Raw genomic sequence first — 15,365 nt, 5'->3', positions numbered from 1 at the left:
CCCCCCCCCCCCCCCCCCCCCCCCCCCCCCCCCCCCCCCCCCCCCCCCCCCCCCCCCCCCCCCCCGCCGCCCAATCGCCGCATGACAGCGTGACCTTGGACTGATAATCGTTCGCAAGTTTTTCCGGTGCGATCATGTCCGACGCTCTCAGCCTAGCTTCCGAAGTCATCGACCTCCCAGACTCCGCCTCGGGCGCCCCCCTGGGCGCGCGCGGCGCGGAAGGCCCGCTCAGCACGGCCCGCAAAGGGCAGCGCGGGGTCATCGTGCGGGTGGGCGGCGAGACGGGGCGGTCGGAGTCGATCGATCCGGAGGAGCTGGAGCGCCGCCTGCTGGAGATGGGCTTCGTGGAGGGCGCCGCGTTCGAGGTGCTGCACGAGGGCCTGTTCGGCCGCGACCCCATCGCCGTGCGGATCGACGACATGCGCGTGGCCCTGCGCCGCCGCGAGGCCGCCGCCGTCACCGTCCGTTTCGAAGAGATCTGAGGCCTTGACCGACGCTGTCCCCAAAGCCCCCCAGGGCCCCGCGCGCCTGGCGCTGGTCGGCAATCCCAATTCCGGCAAGACCGCCCTGTTCAACGCCCTGACCGGCAGCCGCCAGAAGGTCGCCAACTACGCCGGCGTCACCGTCGAGCGGAAGGAGGGCGTGCTGACCTTGCCCGGCGGCCGCGGCGCCCACGTGCTGGACCTGCCCGGCACCTACAGCCTGCGGGCCCGCAGCCCCGACGAGATCGTCACCCGCGACGCGGTGCTGGGCAAGCTGTCGGGCGAAGCCGCCCCGGACGTCCTGATCTGCGTGGCCGACGCCACCAACCTGCGGCTGGTGCTGCGCCTGGTGCTGGAGCTGAAGCAGGTGGGCCGCCCGTTCGTGCTGGCGCTCAACATGTTCGACATCGCCCAGCGGCAGGGCCTGCGCATCGACCTGGAGCGGCTGTCCACCGAGATCGGCGCGCCGATCGCCACCACCGTGGCCACCCGCAAGCGCGGCCTGGACGAGCTGGTCGAGAAGGCCAGCGCCCTGGCCGCCAGCCACGAGGGCACGCACGACAACGTCTGGCGCGAGCCGACCGCCGGCGAGATCCGCGCCGCCCACGCCGAGGCCCAGCGCATCTTCAAGGCCTGCGTGAAGCCGCCCGAACGCCCCGACACCGTCACCGGCAAGGTCGATGCGGTGCTGCTGAACCCGGTCGGCGGGCTGATCATCCTGTTCGCCCTGCTGTTCGTGATGTTCCAGGCGGTGTTCACCTGGGCCACCGTGCCGGCCGACGCGATCGACGGGGGCTTCCAGGCCCTGGCCGGCTTCATCGGCGAGCACATGCCCAAGGGGCTGCTGGCCAGCTTCCTGACCGACGGCCTGATCGCCGGGGTGGGCAGCGTGCTGGTCTTCCTGCCCCAGATCCTGATCCTGTTCTTCTTCATCCTGCTGCTGGAAGACAGCGGCTACATGACCCGCGCGGCCTTCCTGATGGACAAGATCATGGGCGGGGCGGGCCTGCACGGCCGGGCGTTCATCCCGCTGCTCAGCAGCTTCGCCTGCGCCATCCCCGGGATCATGTCCACGCGGGTGATCGACAACAAGCAGGACCGGCTCACGACGATCCTGGTGGCCCCGCTGATGACCTGCTCGGCGCGGATCCCGGTCTATACCCTGATCATCGCCGCCTTCATCCCCCACACCAAGGTCTGGGGCGTGCTGAGCCTGCAGGGCCTGGTGATGTTCGGCCTCTACGCCGCCGGCATCGTCAGCGCGCTGGTGGTGTCGTTCGTGATCCGCCGGGTGTTCTGGCGGGGCACGGTCGAGCCGTTCATGATGGAGCTGCCGACCTACCGCTGGCCCGAGCCGCGCAACGTGGCGATGAACCTGTGGACCCGGGCCAAGATCTTCCTCAGCCGCGCCGGCCGCATCATCCTGCCGCTGATGATCGTGGTCTGGGTGCTGTCGACCTTCCCCTATCCGCCCGAGGGCGCGACGGGACCGGCCATCGACTACAGCCTGGCCGGCCGCATCGGGCACCTGATCGCGCCCGTCATGCAGCCCATCGGCTTCAACTGGCAGATGACCGTGGCCCTGATCCCCGGCTTCGCGGCGCGCGAAGTGGCGGTGGCGGCCCTGGGCACGGTCTACGCCGTGGGCGGCGACGCCGACTCCCACGAGGCGCTCAGCACCCTGCTGTCGCACCAGTGGTCGCTGGCCACGGCCCTGTCGTTCCTGGCCTGGTACGTCTTCGCCCCGCAGTGCATGGCCACCCTGGGCGTGGTCAAGCGCGAGACCAACGGCTGGACCTGGCCGACGGTGATGTTCGTCTACATGACCGCCCTGGCCTATCTGGCCTCGTTCGCCGTCTACCACGTGGCCGTGGCGATGGGGGCGGGGTAGGGGCTTCTATTCCCGCAACCCAAACCGTTGTCATCCCGGAAGCCTCGCAGAGGCTGTCCGGGACCCAGGAGACTGGGCTGATGCGGTGCGGCTGCCCCTGGGTCCCGGACAAGCGCTGCGCGCTTTCCGGGATGACAACTCAAAGAACCCTCACTTGCCCAGCTCGATCGTCACCTTCTCGACCTTGCCGGTGAACCTGAACGGCAGCTTGTAGGTCCAGTCGATGGGCGAGCCGGTGTCCAGGCCGATGTCCAGGCCCTCGAAGATGGCGAACTGGATCGGGACCGACCGCTCGATGCGCCCGCCCGCGACCGTCTTGCCGCCGGCCTTCAGCGTGAACGCGCCGCCCTTGCCCATGCCGCCGCCGTCGTACTTGAACGCGACCTCGATCGTCGACCTGCCCGCCGGCAGGGCCGTCTCGCCCGCGAAGGTGGGCCGCTCCTGGCCCAGGAAGTTGTAGACGAACACCGGCCGGCCCTCGCGCAGATAGAGGCCGTAGCCGCCCTCCGAGCCGCCCTGGGTGACGATCATGCCGCTGGCCTTGTCGTCCGGCAGGTCGACCTCGGCGGTGATGGTCCAGGACTTGTTGAGCATGGGCAGGCAGGCCGCGCCGGGCAGGGCGGTCATGCCCTCGTAGTAGACGGCTTTGGTCCGCTTGCCGATCAGGCTGGGCCGGCCCATGGCCTCGGCGTTCATGCGGATGGTCGCGCGCCAGTCCAGCGGCAGGACGCTGTACTTGGACGCCTCGGCCCACCACAGGTCCTGCAGCTCGCGCAGCTTGTCGGGGTGGTCCTTGGCCAGGTCCCTGGCCTGGGAGAAGTCCTCGTCGACCTTGTAGAGCTCCCAGACGGCCTTGTCGGGATTCCAGTTCTCGTCGCGGGTCGGCTGCCAGGGCACGAAGGACGGCGCCGAGGCCATCCAGCCGTCGTGATAGAGGCCGCGGTTGCAGCCCAGCTCGAAATACTGGGTCCGGCGCAGGCTGGGCGCCTCGGCGTCGTCGGCGGTGAAGGCGAAGCTGATCCCCTCGATGGGTTTCTGCGCCACGCCGTTCAGCTCCAGGGGCGCGGTGATCCCGGCCCATTCGTACAGGGTCGGCACGATGTCGATCACATGCAGGAACTGGTCGCGCAGGGCCCCCTTGTCCTTGATCCTCTTGGGCCAGCTGACGATCAGCGGATTGCGGGTGCCGCCGAAATGGCTGGCCACCTGCTTGGTCCACTGGAACGGCGTGTTCATCGCGTGGGCCCAGGACGAGGGGAAGTGGTTGAAGTGCTTGGGCCCGCCCAGCTCGTCGATGGCCGTGAGATTGTCCTGCCAAGTTTCCGGGAAGCCGTTGAAGAACAGGTTCTCGTTCAGCGAGCCCTCCAGCCCGCCCTCGGCCGACGAGCCGTTGTCGCCGGCGATGTAGAGGATGACGGTGTTGTCGGCGTCGGGCAGGTCCTTCACCGCGTCGACCACCCGGCCCATGGCCTCGTCGACCTGGGCGCCGTAGGCGGCGAAGCATTCCATCATCCGGGCGTAGAGGCGCTTCTGGTCGGGGTTCAGGCCCCCCCAGGCCGGCAGGCCCTTGGAGCGCTCGGTCAGCTGGGTGTCGGGCGGCACGACGCCCAGCGCCTTCTGCCGTTCCAGGGTCTTCTCGCGATAGGCGTCCCAGCCGTCGTCGAATTGGCCCTTGAACCGGTCGATCCAGGCCTTGGGGGCCTGGTGCGGCGCGTGGGTGGCGCCGGGCGCGACATACAGGAAGTAGGGCTTGTCGGGCGCGATGCTTTTCACCCGCCTGACCCACTCGACGGCCTTGTCGGCCAGGTCCTCGGTCAGGTGGTAGTCGGGATCGTCCGAGGCCGGGACCAGGTTGTGGTTCTCGTAGAGGACCGGGTGCCAGTGGTTCATGTCGCCGGCGTTGAAGCCGTAGAAATAGTCGAAGCCCAGGCCGTTGGCCCAGCGGTCGAACGGACCGGCGGGGCTGGTCTCCCAGGTGGGGGTGTTGTGGTTCTTGCCGATCCACGCGGTCATGTAGCCGTTCTGGCGCAGCACCTCGGCCACCGTGCCGCAGTTCCGGGGCAGGACGCAGGTGTAGCCGTCGAAGCCCGTGGCCGCCTCGGTGATGCCGGCGAAGGTGGCCGAGTGGTGGTTGCGGCCGGTGATCAGGGCCGCCCGCGTGGGGCTGCACAGGGCCGTGGTGTGGAAGCGGTTGTAGCGGATCCCCTCCTTGGCCAGCCGGTCCATGGTGGGCGAGGGCACCCCGCCGCCGAAGGTCGAGAACTGGCCGAAGCCCACGTCGTCCAGCAGGATCAGCACGATGTTGGGCGCGCCCGGCGGCGGCTGCACGGGCTGGGGGAACTGGGCCGGATCGGAGTCCTTGAAGGTTCGGCCGACTTGGCCGGTGAAGCGGAAATCGGGGCGCGGAAGGTGATCGGGCGTGGACACGGCGAAGCTCCCTGACGGCGTCTGGCAGGGAGAGGATTCGGCCGGTCCACGGGAAAAACGCCATTGGGCGAACCCCTCCGGACGCGGGGGAAACACCTTATTCGGCGGTCTCGGCATTCCGGGTCTCGAGGTTCGCGAGGCCATCGTGTCCCCCAAGAGCGGGGGCGGAACGGGTGTTGTTCTGGTTGTGTTCCGATGTTATGCTCGCGTCATGACGACCCGGGTCGACATCAACGAACTGGCCGATCTGGCCGAGTTCCTGGCGCATCTTCAGGCTGGCGAAGTCGTGGAGTTGACACGCGACGGCGAGGTGCTGGCGGTCGCGACGCCGTCGCCGGTCCCGGACAATGCCTCGATCCCAGACACGGCCTCGCCGAAACGCGAGCGTCAACTTGGGATCTGGGACCACCTGAACCTCGACCTGCCCGAAGACCTCTTCATCGGGCCCGATCCCGAGACCTTGGCCGCGGTCGACGGGCCGATCTTCCCGACCGACGATGAAGCTGCTGCTTGATACCCACGCTGTCATCTGGGCGCTGAGCCAGTCACGGCGTCTGCCTTCGAGACTCGCCGCCTTGCTCAAGGACATCGACAACGAAGTCTTCGTCAGCGCCGCCTGCGCCTACGAAATCGAGTTCAAGCGACCCCGCAGCGCCGAAATCCAGCTATTGCCGGCCGACATCGAGGATGCGGTGCGTGCGCTCGATTTCACCTGGTTACCTGTCGAGACCCGCCACGCCGTGACTGCGGGCCGGCTGCCTCGTCAGCACGGCGATCCGTTCGACCGTCTGATCGCCGCCCAGGGAATGGTCGAGAACGCCACCGTGATCACCCGCGACCCGCAACTCGTCGCCTACGGCGTCCCGACGCTCTGGTAGCCCCTACCGCGTCGGCACAGGCACGTCGCCGCGGTAGTCGTAGAAGCCTCGGCCGGTCTTCTTACCCAGCCAGCCGGCCTCGACATACTTCACTAGCAGCGGGCAGGGGCGGTACTTGCTGTCGGCCAGGCCTTCGTAGAGCACGTTCATGATGCTCAGCACGGTGTCCAGGCCGATGAAGTCGCCCAGCTCCAGCGGGCCCATCGGATGGTTGGCGCCCAGCTTCATGGCGGTGTCGATGGCGTCGACCGTGCCGACCCCCTCGTACAGGGTGTAGATCGCCTCGTTGATCATCGGCACCAGCACGCGGTTGACGATGAAGGCGGGGAAGTCCTCGGCGTTGCTGGTGATCTTGCCCAGCGACTTGGCGAAGGCCACGGCGCGCTCGTAGGTCGGCACGTCGGTGGCGATGCCGCGGATGATCTCGACCAGCTTCATCAGCGGGACGGGATTCATGAAGTGCAGGCCGATGAACCGTTCGGGGCGGTCGGTGGCGCTGGCCAGCCGGGTGATCGAGATCGACGAGGTGTTCGAGGCCAGCAGGGTGTTGGGGCCCAGGTGGGGCTGCAGGCCGCGGAAGATCGACTTCTTGATCTCCTCGTTCTCGGTGGCCGCCTCGATGGCCAGGTCGGTCGCGCCGACCAGGGCCAGGTCCTCGGCGGCGGTGATCCGCTTCAGGGCCGCGTCCATCGCGTCCTGGTCGATGATGCCGCGATGCACCTGGCGGGCCATGTTCTTCTCGACCAGGGCCAGGCCGGCGTCGATGCGCTCGCGCGAGACGTCGTGCAGGCGCACGTCGTAGCCGCCCAGGGCGACGACATGAGCGATCCCCGACCCCATCTGGCCCGCGCCGATCACGCCGACCGTCTTGATATCCGTCATTCAGACTAGCCTTGTTCGAGGCGAGGCAGGGCGTCACGCGCCGTGCCCGAGTTCATGCCGGCTTTTCTAGCACGACCAACCCCGTCGTCGCCAAGGCTTTGCTGCGACGCAGCGGAAACGCCGCAGGGGCTATTCTCCAGGGTTGTGGATGCGGTTGCCGTCCCGGAAAGCGCGCGGCGCTTGTCCGGGCCCAGCTGAACCCGCAAAGCATCAGCCCGGCGCCCTGGATCCCGGACAGCCTCTGCGAGGCTTCCGGGACGACAGCAATGAGATAGGCTCCCGCCATGCACAGCTTCCGCCCCTCCCGCCGTCGCGCCCTGGCCCTGGTCGCCTCGGCCGCCGCGACCCCCGCCTTCGCCGCCGCCGCTCCCGCCGAGGATTGGAAGACCCTGGCCGCCGACGTCCGCTCCGAGTTCCAGTGGGCCTGGCGCGGCTATGTCGCCAAGGCCTGGGGCAAGGACGAGATCAATCCGGTCAGCGGCACGTCATCGTCGTTCTTCGTCGAGGGCCACGACCTGGGCCTGTCGCTGGTCGAGGCGCTGGACACCCTGTGGATCATGGGGCTGGACGCCGAGTTCCAGGCGGGCGTCGACTGGGTGAAGCAGAACCTCGACTTCGACGTCGACGGCAATGCGCAGGTTTTCGAGACCAACATCCGCCTGGTCGGCGGCCTCCTCTCGGCCCACCTGGCCTGCGGCGATCCCGTGCTGCTGGCCAAGGCCCGCGACCTGGCCGACCGCCTGGCCAAGGCCTTCGAGGCCTCGCCGCACGGCCTGCCGTATCGCTATGTGAACCTGCGCACCGGGGCGTCCAGCGACCCCGAGACCAACCTGGCCGAGATCGGCACCTACCTGTCCGAGTTCGGGGTGCTGAGCCAGCTGACCGGCGACCGCAGGTATTTCGACATGGCCAAGCGGGCCATGCGCCACGCCCTGGACCGCCGTTCGAAGATCGGCCTGATGGCCGCCAACATCCACGCGGTGACCGGCGAGTTCACCAGCCGCAACGCCAGCATCGACGTCTATGCCGACAGCTTCTACGAGTACCTGCAGGACGGCTGGGAGCTGTTCGCCGACGCCGACTGCCAGCGCTGGGCGGTCGAGTGCATCGACGCCCAGCTGGCCCACCAGGCCAAGCGCTACGACGGCCGGCTGTGGTTCCCGATGGTCGATTTCGAGACCGGGGCGGTGACCGCCACGGCCCAGAGCGAGCTGGCCTGCTACTATGCCGGCCTGCTGAGCCAGATCGGCCGCAAGGTCCAGGGCGACGACTACCTGGCCTCGTTCACCTACCTCCAGGAGACGTTCGGGGTGATCCCCGAGTCCATCGACGTGACCACGGCCCAGCCGCGCCGCAAGCACACCGGCCTGCGTCCGGAATATCCCGACGCCTGCCTGAACCTGTGGCTGGACGACGGCGACGACCGCTATCGCCGGCTGGCGGCGATCCACTATCGCGAGATGAAGGCCACCAGCCGCGCCGCCTTCGGCTACACGGCGCTGAAGGACATCACCACCCGGCCGATGACCCAGGGCGACAACTGCCCCGGCTACTGGTGGTCCGAGCAGATGAAGTACTACTACCTGCTGTTCTCCGACACGCCGCGCATCGACTACGCCCAGCTGCAGCTGAGCACCGAGGCCAATGTGCTGCGCGGGTTCAGGACGGCGTGAGGGCGCGGATCGCGGCGACCGGCCATGCGCCTTTGGCGAGAGTGGTTGTCTCTATAGATTGAAAACCTTCAACTCTGGGTTAGGCTGACCGGCGACGGCGCCCTGGAGCGTCGACCTCGGGGGGCTGGGGCGCGATGGACGATCAACCGGAAACCGGGCAACCGGAAAAGGCCTCGGCCTGGAGAACCGCCCGCGATGGCCTCAGGCGCTGGCTCGCGCCGATCCAGGCGTTCTGGGCCGCGCTCGTCTCCGACCTGGAAGCCATCCGCGGCGCGCCGGCCGTGGCCGCCCTGCTGGTGGTCTGCGCGGCGCTGATGTTCATGGAACAGGGCGCGGACCTGGCGGTGACCGCCGGGTCGGACACCTGCAAGGCCGCCTGGATGGTGCTGGCCACCGCCTTCTACGGCTTCCAGTGCTGGTTCTGGACCCGCTACATCATCGAGCAGCACCGGCGGCGCGAGCCCCAGGCGTTCGCCGCCCGTCGCCGGCAGTCGCGGCTGATCGACTGGCTGCGCGAGTGGACGCCGCGCATCCTGGGCGGCGGGCCGTTCTTCATCGCCGGGGTGGCGACCTGGCGGGCCGAGGTCGACCTCTGGGCCCTGCCCTGGATCTTCTTCGGCCTGGGCCTGGTGGCCGTGTTCGTGCTCTGGGCCCGGCGCCACGTCACGATGTACTTCCGGCTGGACAATCGCCGGCTCAGCCGGCTGACCCGGTGGGGCACCTTCGTCCTGGGCCTGGCGTCGATGGCGGTGCTGTGCGTCTGGCCGGTGGGGCCGTCGCAGTTCCTGGGCGCCATCAGCGTGGTCTTCCTGGGCCTGGCCTTCATCACCGCCGCCCTGGCCGCCATGCTGCACGCCAGCCGTTCGACCCGTCTGCCGGTGCTGACCGGGCTGGTGCTGCTGGCCTTGGGCTTCAGCTTCATCAACGACAACCACGCGATCGGCCGCCGCACGCTGCAGCGCCAGACCGACGCCGACGCGGCCATGCCGCTGCCGCCCGCCCGACCGGTCCCGCCGGAAGCGACCGATCGTCCCGATCCCAAGACCGGCAAGGACACCATCGCCATGCGGCTGGACGCCTGGTGCCGGGCCCAGGGACCGCAGGCCTGCCAGCCCGGCGGGCCGGAGACGCCGATCGTCTTCGTGGCCGCCCAGGGCGGGGCGTCGCGCGCCGGCTACTGGGCCGCCGACGTCCTGGGCAAGCTGCAGTACGAGACCAAGGACCAGCCCAGGCCGTTCAGCGACCGGGTGTTCGCCATCAGCAGCGTCTCGGGCGGCTCGGTTGGGGTGATGGCCTATGTCTCGACCCTGGCCGACCGGCCGGACCTGGACGGCGCGCCGTTCGCCGACCGCGTGGCCGACGTGGCGGGGATCGACTATCTCAGCCCGGCCGTCTCGGGCCTGCTGTTCCCCGACCTGGCCCAGCGCTTCCTGCCCGTGGCCCTGCCGGTCCTGCCCGACCGCGCCGAGACCCTGGAGACCGGCTTCGAGTCCGGCTGGCGGCAGCACTGCCGGCGCGCCGGCGACGAGAGCGCGGGCCAGGCGCGGTGCGCCGAGGCCGACCTGTGGACCCGGCCGTTCCTGTCGCTGTGGCGCCCGCCCGCCGGCGCGCCCGCCCCGTCCTGGCTGCCCATCGTGATCATCAACGGCGCCCGGCAGGAGGACGGTCGGCGGATCATCACCGCCGACATCGCCATCACGCCCGAGGACTTCCCCAACGCGGTGGACTTCCACGCCCTGACCGGCCGCGACGTGCGGATCTCCACGGCGATCCACAACGGCGCGCGCTTCCCGCTGGTCAGCCCCGGCGGGACCCTGATCGACGCCGAGCGCCAGAGCCAGGGCCACCTGCTGGACGGCGGCTATTTCGACGGCGGCGGGGTGACCTCGATGGCGGACGTCGCCGCGGCGGCCCTGCGCCTGGCCAACGCCGGCGGGTACAAGCTCAAGCCGGTGTTCATCGAGCTGAACAACGCCACCAGCCAGGACGACACGGCCGCCGACCTGATCCGGGCGGGCGCCGAGGTCTGCGAGACGCCGCCGGGGGGCAAGCCGCCCGAGGGCTGCGAGCCCGACCCGCTGTTCAAGGCCAAGCCGCAGGACTTCGCGCCCGACGTGCTGGGGCCGCTGCTGGGCCTGGCCGCCTCGCGCGGCTCGCACGACACGGCGGCGGCCATGTCGCTGGCCCAGACCGTGCGCAACCACGGCGGCGACATCGCCCCGGACGACCGCCCCGCCCCCGGCGAGGCCGCGCCGAAGGCGAGTCCCGAGGAGGCCGGGGAATGGGGCGTGTCGCCGACCTATCGCCTGGTGCACCTGTGCAAGCCCAGCAGCGGCCAGGTGCCGATGGACTGGGCGCTGTCCAAGAGCGCCATGCAGCACGCCGACGAGGCCCTGGGCATCCAGCCGAAGCCGAAGGACGCCCAGCGGCTTCTGATCGCGCCGGACCTGAAGATGAAGAGCGCCTGCCTGGCCGAGACCCGGCTGCGCGACATCCTGGGCGACGTCGGCCTCCAGGCGGTCGGCGGCCAGACCCGCCCGGCGCCGGGCAAGGCCAAGGGCGTGGAGCTGTGGCGGTGGCTGGCGGCGGCGCTCCTGGCGATGGCGGTCGGCGGCGGCGTCATCGGCTGGGCCGACCGCAAGCTGCGCAGGATGAAGCTGCCCACCACCCTGGGCCTGCAGCGGCGGCGGACGGCGGCGGCCTTCGACGCGGCGGTGGCGCGCTGGCGGGCGGCGGCGGACCCGCCCAAGGTCTTCGCCTATGTCCGGACCGCGTTCGGCTTCGACCTGCTGTTCATCGCCGGCTACGCGGCCTTCGCGGTGGTCCTGGCCCAGCTGCTGATCGTCAACCAGCCGGTCTACGGCCATGGCGTCCCGGTCCACGCCTATCTGACGCCGATGTTCCGGGCCGGCGCCGGCCTGGTGCTGCTGACCGCGCTCGCCGACCTGGTCGAGGACGGGCTCGAGGCCTGGATGATCGCCAAGGGCGCCCGGGACGGGACGGCGCGGGCGGCCCAGGTCGCGACCTGGGCCAAGTTCCTCCTGCTGGTGGCGGGCGCCCTGGCCCTGGTGGTCGGGGCCGTGCTGGGCTGCGAGCGCGGCGGCTAGGCGCTAGGCCGCCCGCGCCGCCCGGGAGGGCGCGTCCAGCCCCACCTCCGCCAGATAGCCCTCCAGCCGCGCCCCGTCCGTCGCGGCCGGGAACGCCGCGACATAGCCGTCCGGCCGGATCAGGACCGCCTCGCCTTCGGCCAGGCCGTAGGTCACGCCCAGCACGTCGTCGGGGTCCCGGAGGTCGCCGCTCGCGCCGCCGACGCGGTGGACGTGCAGGCCGGGGCGCGGCGCGGGCAGGGCGGCCGGATCGACGGCGCGCGCCAGCAGGGTCCAGTGCGGACCGGCCAGCAGGTCGAACAGGCGCTTGGCGCCGCCGGCCGCGCCCGCCAGGCGGCCGTCGGGCGCGCGGTCTCCGGGCTGCAACAGGTCTTCCGGCCGGACGGCGTCCAGGGCCAGCGACGAGAACCGGTAGCCCAGGTCCAGCTGGTGCACCTCGCGGCCGCGCTTGATCTCGCCCTGCTTGGCCTTTTCCAGCAGGCCCGTGGCCAGGCCCAGCATGCCGGCGGCGATCGGGCGGCGCTCCTCTTCATAGGTGTCGATCAGGGCGTCGGGCGCGCCTTGCAGGACGGCGGCCAGCTTCCAGCCCAGATTGTAGGCGTCCTGCAGACTGGTGTTCAGGCCCTGGCCTCCGGTCGGCGGATGGATGTGGGCGGCGTCGCCCATCAGCAGCACCCGGCCCTCGCGGTAGCGGTCGGCCAGGCGGGCGTTCATGCTGTAGGCCGAGGCCCAGTCCACGCGGTTCACCTTCAGGCGACCGGCGGTCCAGCGATCGTCGATGAAGGCCTGCAGGCCGGCGACGGACAGGTCGATCTCGCCCTCGAGAGGGATCGGCGCCTGCAGCTGGAACAGGTCGGTGTGGGGCAGGGGGCACAGGCCGATCTGCCGGTCCATGTCGCCCTCGCCGCAGCGATGCCAGAAGTCGCGCGACAGGCCCTCCAGCGCGATGTCGGCGACGACGGCCCGCACGCCCAGGGTCTTGCCGGGGAAGCCGATGTCCAGGACGTGGCGCACGAACGAGCGGCCGCCGTCGCCGCCGACCAGCCAGCCGCAGCGGATCGTCTCGGCCCCGTCCGGACCGGCGACCGTGGCCGTGACCCCGTCGGCGTCCTGGTCGAAGCCCGTCAGCGCGCGGCCGTACTCGACCGTCCCGCCCAGCTCGGCCAGGCGCTCGCGCAGCACCGCCTCGGTGCGGAACTGCGGGACCATCAGGGGCGTGCGGTAGGGCTCTTCCGGCGTCGGCGGCGAGACCATGACCTCCTGGCTGTCAGTGAAGGTCCCGTCGGCCTTGTGCAGACGCTGGACCGGATAGGGCGCGCCCACGGCCGCCAGGCGGTCGATGACGCCCAGGTCCTCCAGCACCTCCAGGGTGCGGGGCTGGATCCCCTTGCCGCGCGAGCCGGCGAACGGGGCGGGCAGCTTGTCGATCAGCCGGATCGCCACGCCGCGCCGGGCCAGGTCGATCGCCAGGGTCAGGCCGGCCGCGCCGGCGCCGCAGATCAGGACTTGAGTGTTGGTGGAAGCTTGCTTGTTCATGGCCGCCTCGATAATGTGTGTATTACGCACACATATCGAGACTGCGGGATCCATGTCAACAAATAATGTGCAAAATACACATATCTTGCGTTCGCTGCCCGAGCTGCATCGGTCGCTGATCGATATCGCCAGCGTGCTGAACCGGCCCGAGAACGACGCCGCCCTGCTGGAAAAGGCCGGGCTGGCGCTGGAGCGCGCCCTGTTCCCGCTGCTGGTGTTCATCCAGCGCCTGGGGCCGATCGGCGTGGTCGACCTGGCCGGCCGGGTGGGGCGCGACCACACCACGGTCAGCCGCCAGGTGGCGCGGCTGGAGGAGCTGGGCCTGGTCGAGCGCCGGGCCGGCCAGGTCGACCGCCGGGTCCGCGAGGCGGTGGTCACCGCCAAGGGCCGCGCCGCCACCGACGCCCTGGACGCCGCGCGCGGACGCATGGCGGTGCAGCTGTTCGAGGACTGGAACGCGCGGGACTTCGACGACCTGGTGCGCCTGATGCGCAAGTTCGCCGACGGGATGCGCGGGATGACGGAGGAGGGGTAGCTACCCCCGCAACCCCGCCGTCTCGGCCAGGAACCAGTCCCGCAGCTTGAGGATCCGCGCCAGCTTGGGGCTGTCGGCGCGCCAGACGAAGTGGTTGCCGGTCTCGACCGCCACCTCGCCCCCCATGGTGTCGGCGAACGGGCGGACCAGGCGGCCCTCGCGCAGGTCGCGTTCGGCCAGGCCGCTGCGGGCCAGGGCCACGCCCACCCCGTGCGCCGCCGTGTCCAGCATCAGGGCGGTGTCCTCGAAGCCCAGGCCCTGCTGGCGCGGGACCTCGTCCACGCCCATGGCCGTCAGCCACATCGACCACGGCAGGCCGACGTGGCGCAGCAGGGGCACGTCCAGCAGGTCGCGCGGCTCCCTGATCGGGTGGCGCACCAGGAAATCGGGGCTGCAGACCGGGAACAGCCGCTCGATCATCAGGGTGGCCACCTCCACCCCCGGCCAGGCGCCCAGGCCGAAGCGCAGGGCGATGTCGACGCCGTCGGTGGTCAGGTCGGCGACGCGGTCCTCGGCGCGGAGGATCAGGTCGGGCTCGTCCACGTCGCGGGCCAGGCGTTCCAGGCGGGTGACCAGCCAGCCCCGGGCGAAGGCGGCGCTGCTGCTGATCACCAGCGGGCCGTTGGCCGCCAGCCGCGCCTCGTCGACGCCCGCCCGCAAGGTCGCCAGGGCGTCGGTGACGTGGCCGGCCAGGCGCTGGCCGGTGGCGGTGGGGACCATGGCGTTGCCCTGGCGGACGAACAGCTTGGTCCCCAGCTCGTCTTCCAGCTTGCGGATCTGCTGGCTGACCGCGCCGTGGGTGACGAACAGCTCGCGGGCCGCGCGGCTGTAGCTGCGATGGCGGGCGGCGGCCTCGAGGGCGGTCAGGGTCAGGAACGGCGGCAGGCGCATGGATGCCATTGGGGTCGTTAGTCTGGCTCACAAGTTAGGCCAGATACCATCGTTCGTAATTCAAGCCCTGTCGAGCCATTCTACCTGTGCAAGGCCGCCGTGGCCGCCATCCATTCTCACAGGTGCTCCCATGAAGCTGCTTCTGATCTCCGGCGTCGCCGTCCTGACCTTCCTGTTCGCCTCGATCGACAGGCTGTCGGCCCCGCTGCCCAACGCCGAGGTCCCCTGGGCGGCCAGCGTGCCGATCCACAGCCCGCGCTAACCCCACCCTCCGCTCATCCCGGCGAATGCCGGGATGAGCGGGTTCAAGGGGTGTCGAGGAATCCGACCAACTGACGGACGGTCTCCGCCCCCGGCGTGACGATGGCCGGCACGTGGCCGCCGTCGCTGGACAGGAACGGCAGGCCCTGGGCGGCGGCGAAGGCCTGCATCGGGGCGTGATAGGGGTCTTCGCGCCCGTCCCACAGCAGCACCGGGAAGCCGCCGCCCAGCACCGCCTCGGGCGCGCCGTCCAGCTGGCCCAGGGCCTCGAAGCAGGCGCGCATGGCCGGCTCGATCTCCGGCGTCACCCAGCCCACCAGGGCCGGGGCGGTGGCGCGGGCGAAGGCCATGAAGATGTCGAAGGTCAGCGGGCCCTGCGGTCCCTTGGGAACGCCGTTGACCAGGTCCCAGCCGCCGACGATCAGGCGCGAGACCTTCTCGGGGTGATGCCTGGCCAGGCCCACGGCCATCCACGCGCCCATCGAATAGCCGAACACCGCCGCGCTGGACTCTCCCAGATCGTCGATCACCGCCGCCAGGTCGCCGGCCCGCTGGTCCTGGGCGTAGAGGGCCGGATCGGCCGGCTTGTCGCTGAGGCCGTGGCCCAGCGAGTCGACGCAGGCCACGCGGTGGCGGCCCTTCAGGGCGTCGACGATCCCGTTGGCCCGCCAGCTCTCGCTGTCCATGAACAGCCCGTGCTGCAGCACCACCAGCGGTCCCTCGCCCTCGACGGTGTATTGGATGCGCTGGCCGCGATGGGTGACGTAGGGCATGCGGGGTCCTTGGTGGGATCGGTGACAGA

Annotated in this window: 13 protein-coding genes; 8 read left to right on the top strand and 5 right to left on the bottom strand. The window is 70.5% G+C overall.

All coding sequences use genetic code 11. The features are described from left to right. Nucleotides 1-134 precede the first annotated feature (134 nt). On the top strand, nucleotides 135-482 hold the full coding sequence (locus tag WAE60_RS10360) for a FeoA family protein (protein ID WP_337686181.1): 348 nt from the start codon (nucleotides 135-137) through the stop codon (nucleotides 480-482). Between the two features lie 4 nt (nucleotides 483-486). Further along, nucleotides 487-2,373, top strand: coding sequence for a ferrous iron transport protein B (gene feoB / locus WAE60_RS10355; RefSeq protein ID WP_337686178.1), 1,887 nt, complete (start codon nucleotides 487-489; stop codon nucleotides 2,371-2,373). Between the two features lie 150 nt (nucleotides 2,374-2,523). Here the strand turns inward: feoB and WAE60_RS10350 are convergent, their stop codons facing one another. Next, complete coding sequence (locus WAE60_RS10350; protein ID WP_337686176.1) at nucleotides 2,524-4,800, bottom strand: arylsulfatase; 2,277 nt, start codon at nucleotides 4,798-4,800, stop codon at nucleotides 2,524-2,526. On the opposite strand from WAE60_RS10350, the gene WAE60_RS10345 reads away from it, so the two are divergent. Continuing rightward, nucleotides 4,793-5,314: a hypothetical protein gene (locus tag WAE60_RS10345; protein ID WP_337686173.1), complete on the top strand. Its 522-nt coding sequence runs from the start codon at nucleotides 4,793-4,795 to the stop codon at nucleotides 5,312-5,314. The genes WAE60_RS10350 and WAE60_RS10345 overlap by 8 nt on opposite strands. Beyond that, on the top strand, nucleotides 5,298-5,678 hold the full coding sequence (locus WAE60_RS10340) for a type II toxin-antitoxin system VapC family toxin (protein ID WP_337686172.1): 381 nt from the start codon (nucleotides 5,298-5,300) through the stop codon (nucleotides 5,676-5,678). Before WAE60_RS10345 ends, WAE60_RS10340 begins: the two co-directional genes overlap by 17 nt. A gap of 3 nt (nucleotides 5,679-5,681) precedes the next feature. On the opposite strand, the gene WAE60_RS10335 is transcribed toward WAE60_RS10340, so the two are convergent. After that, nucleotides 5,682-6,560, bottom strand: coding sequence for a 3-hydroxybutyryl-CoA dehydrogenase (locus WAE60_RS10335; RefSeq protein WP_029907907.1), 879 nt, complete (start codon nucleotides 6,558-6,560; stop codon nucleotides 5,682-5,684). A gap of 284 nt (nucleotides 6,561-6,844) precedes the next feature. Between WAE60_RS10335 and WAE60_RS10330 the strand changes: the two genes are divergently transcribed. Together WAE60_RS10330 and WAE60_RS10325 are read left to right on the top strand one after the other, a co-directional pair. After that, nucleotides 6,845-8,233, top strand: coding sequence for a glycoside hydrolase family 47 protein (locus WAE60_RS10330; protein ID WP_337686170.1), 1,389 nt, complete (start codon nucleotides 6,845-6,847; stop codon nucleotides 8,231-8,233). Between the two features lie 134 nt (nucleotides 8,234-8,367). Continuing rightward, on the top strand, nucleotides 8,368-11,340 hold the full coding sequence (locus WAE60_RS10325; protein WP_337686169.1) for a hypothetical protein: 2,973 nt from the start codon (nucleotides 8,368-8,370) through the stop codon (nucleotides 11,338-11,340). A gap of 3 nt (nucleotides 11,341-11,343) precedes the next feature. Here WAE60_RS10325 and WAE60_RS10320 read toward each other — a convergent pair whose 3' ends face one another. After that, nucleotides 11,344-12,876: an FAD-dependent oxidoreductase gene (locus WAE60_RS10320; protein ID WP_337686167.1), complete on the bottom strand. Its 1,533-nt coding sequence runs from the start codon at nucleotides 12,874-12,876 to the stop codon at nucleotides 11,344-11,346. Between the two features lie 85 nt (nucleotides 12,877-12,961). On the opposite strand from WAE60_RS10320, the gene WAE60_RS10315 reads away from it, so the two are divergent. Continuing rightward, nucleotides 12,962-13,411 (top strand): MarR family transcriptional regulator, encoded by a 450-nt coding sequence (locus tag WAE60_RS10315; protein ID WP_197026636.1) that lies wholly within the window; start codon nucleotides 12,962-12,964, stop codon nucleotides 13,409-13,411. Here the strand turns inward: WAE60_RS10315 and WAE60_RS10310 are convergent, their stop codons facing one another. Next, the gene (locus WAE60_RS10310; protein ID WP_337686164.1) at nucleotides 13,412-14,311 is read right to left on the bottom strand and encodes a LysR substrate-binding domain-containing protein; all 900 of its coding nucleotides are present in this window, start codon (nucleotides 14,309-14,311) and stop codon (nucleotides 13,412-13,414) included. Nucleotides 14,312-14,432: 121 nt separating this feature from the next. Here WAE60_RS10310 and WAE60_RS10305 point away from each other — a divergent pair, with 121 nt between their 5' ends. Next, complete coding sequence (locus WAE60_RS10305) at nucleotides 14,433-14,564, top strand: hypothetical protein (protein ID WP_337686162.1); 132 nt, start codon at nucleotides 14,433-14,435, stop codon at nucleotides 14,562-14,564. A gap of 43 nt (nucleotides 14,565-14,607) precedes the next feature. Here WAE60_RS10305 and WAE60_RS10300 read toward each other — a convergent pair whose 3' ends face one another. Then, on the bottom strand, nucleotides 14,608-15,336 hold the full coding sequence (locus tag WAE60_RS10300; protein ID WP_337686160.1) for an alpha/beta hydrolase: 729 nt from the start codon (nucleotides 15,334-15,336) through the stop codon (nucleotides 14,608-14,610). Nucleotides 15,337-15,365 lie beyond the last annotated feature (29 nt).

The organism is Caulobacter sp. CCG-8 (assembly GCF_037402475.1).
Classification (GTDB): domain Bacteria; phylum Pseudomonadota; class Alphaproteobacteria; order Caulobacterales; family Caulobacteraceae; genus Caulobacter.
The sequence above is the reverse complement of the archived record's forward strand: the minus strand, read 5'-3'. Positions and strand labels throughout refer to the sequence as shown.

Bases quoted from the DNA above. Each gene is read 5' to 3' on its own strand.
- WAE60_RS10310 (WP_337686164.1), bottom strand. From the start codon at position 14,311: ATGGCATCCATGCGCCTGCCGCCGTTCCTGACCCTGACCGCCCTCGAG.
- WAE60_RS10320 (WP_337686167.1), bottom strand. From the start codon at position 12,876: ATGAACAAGCAAGCTTCCACCAACACTCAAGTCCTGATCTGCGGCGCC.
- WAE60_RS10300 (WP_337686160.1), bottom strand. From the start codon at position 15,336: ATGCCCTACGTCACCCATCGCGGCCAGCGCATCCAATACACCGTCGAG.
- WAE60_RS10305 (WP_337686162.1), top strand. From the start codon at position 14,433: ATGAAGCTGCTTCTGATCTCCGGCGTCGCCGTCCTGACCTTCCTGTTC.
- WAE60_RS10340 (WP_337686172.1), top strand. From the start codon at position 5,298: ATGAAGCTGCTGCTTGATACCCACGCTGTCATCTGGGCGCTGAGCCAG.
- WAE60_RS10360 (WP_337686181.1), top strand. From the start codon at position 135: ATGTCCGACGCTCTCAGCCTAGCTTCCGAAGTCATCGACCTCCCAGAC.
- WAE60_RS10335 (WP_029907907.1), bottom strand. From the start codon at position 6,560: ATGACGGATATCAAGACGGTCGGCGTGATCGGCGCGGGCCAGATGGGG.
- WAE60_RS10325 (WP_337686169.1), top strand. From the start codon at position 8,368: ATGGACGATCAACCGGAAACCGGGCAACCGGAAAAGGCCTCGGCCTGG.
- WAE60_RS10330 (WP_337686170.1), top strand. From the start codon at position 6,845: ATGCACAGCTTCCGCCCCTCCCGCCGTCGCGCCCTGGCCCTGGTCGCC.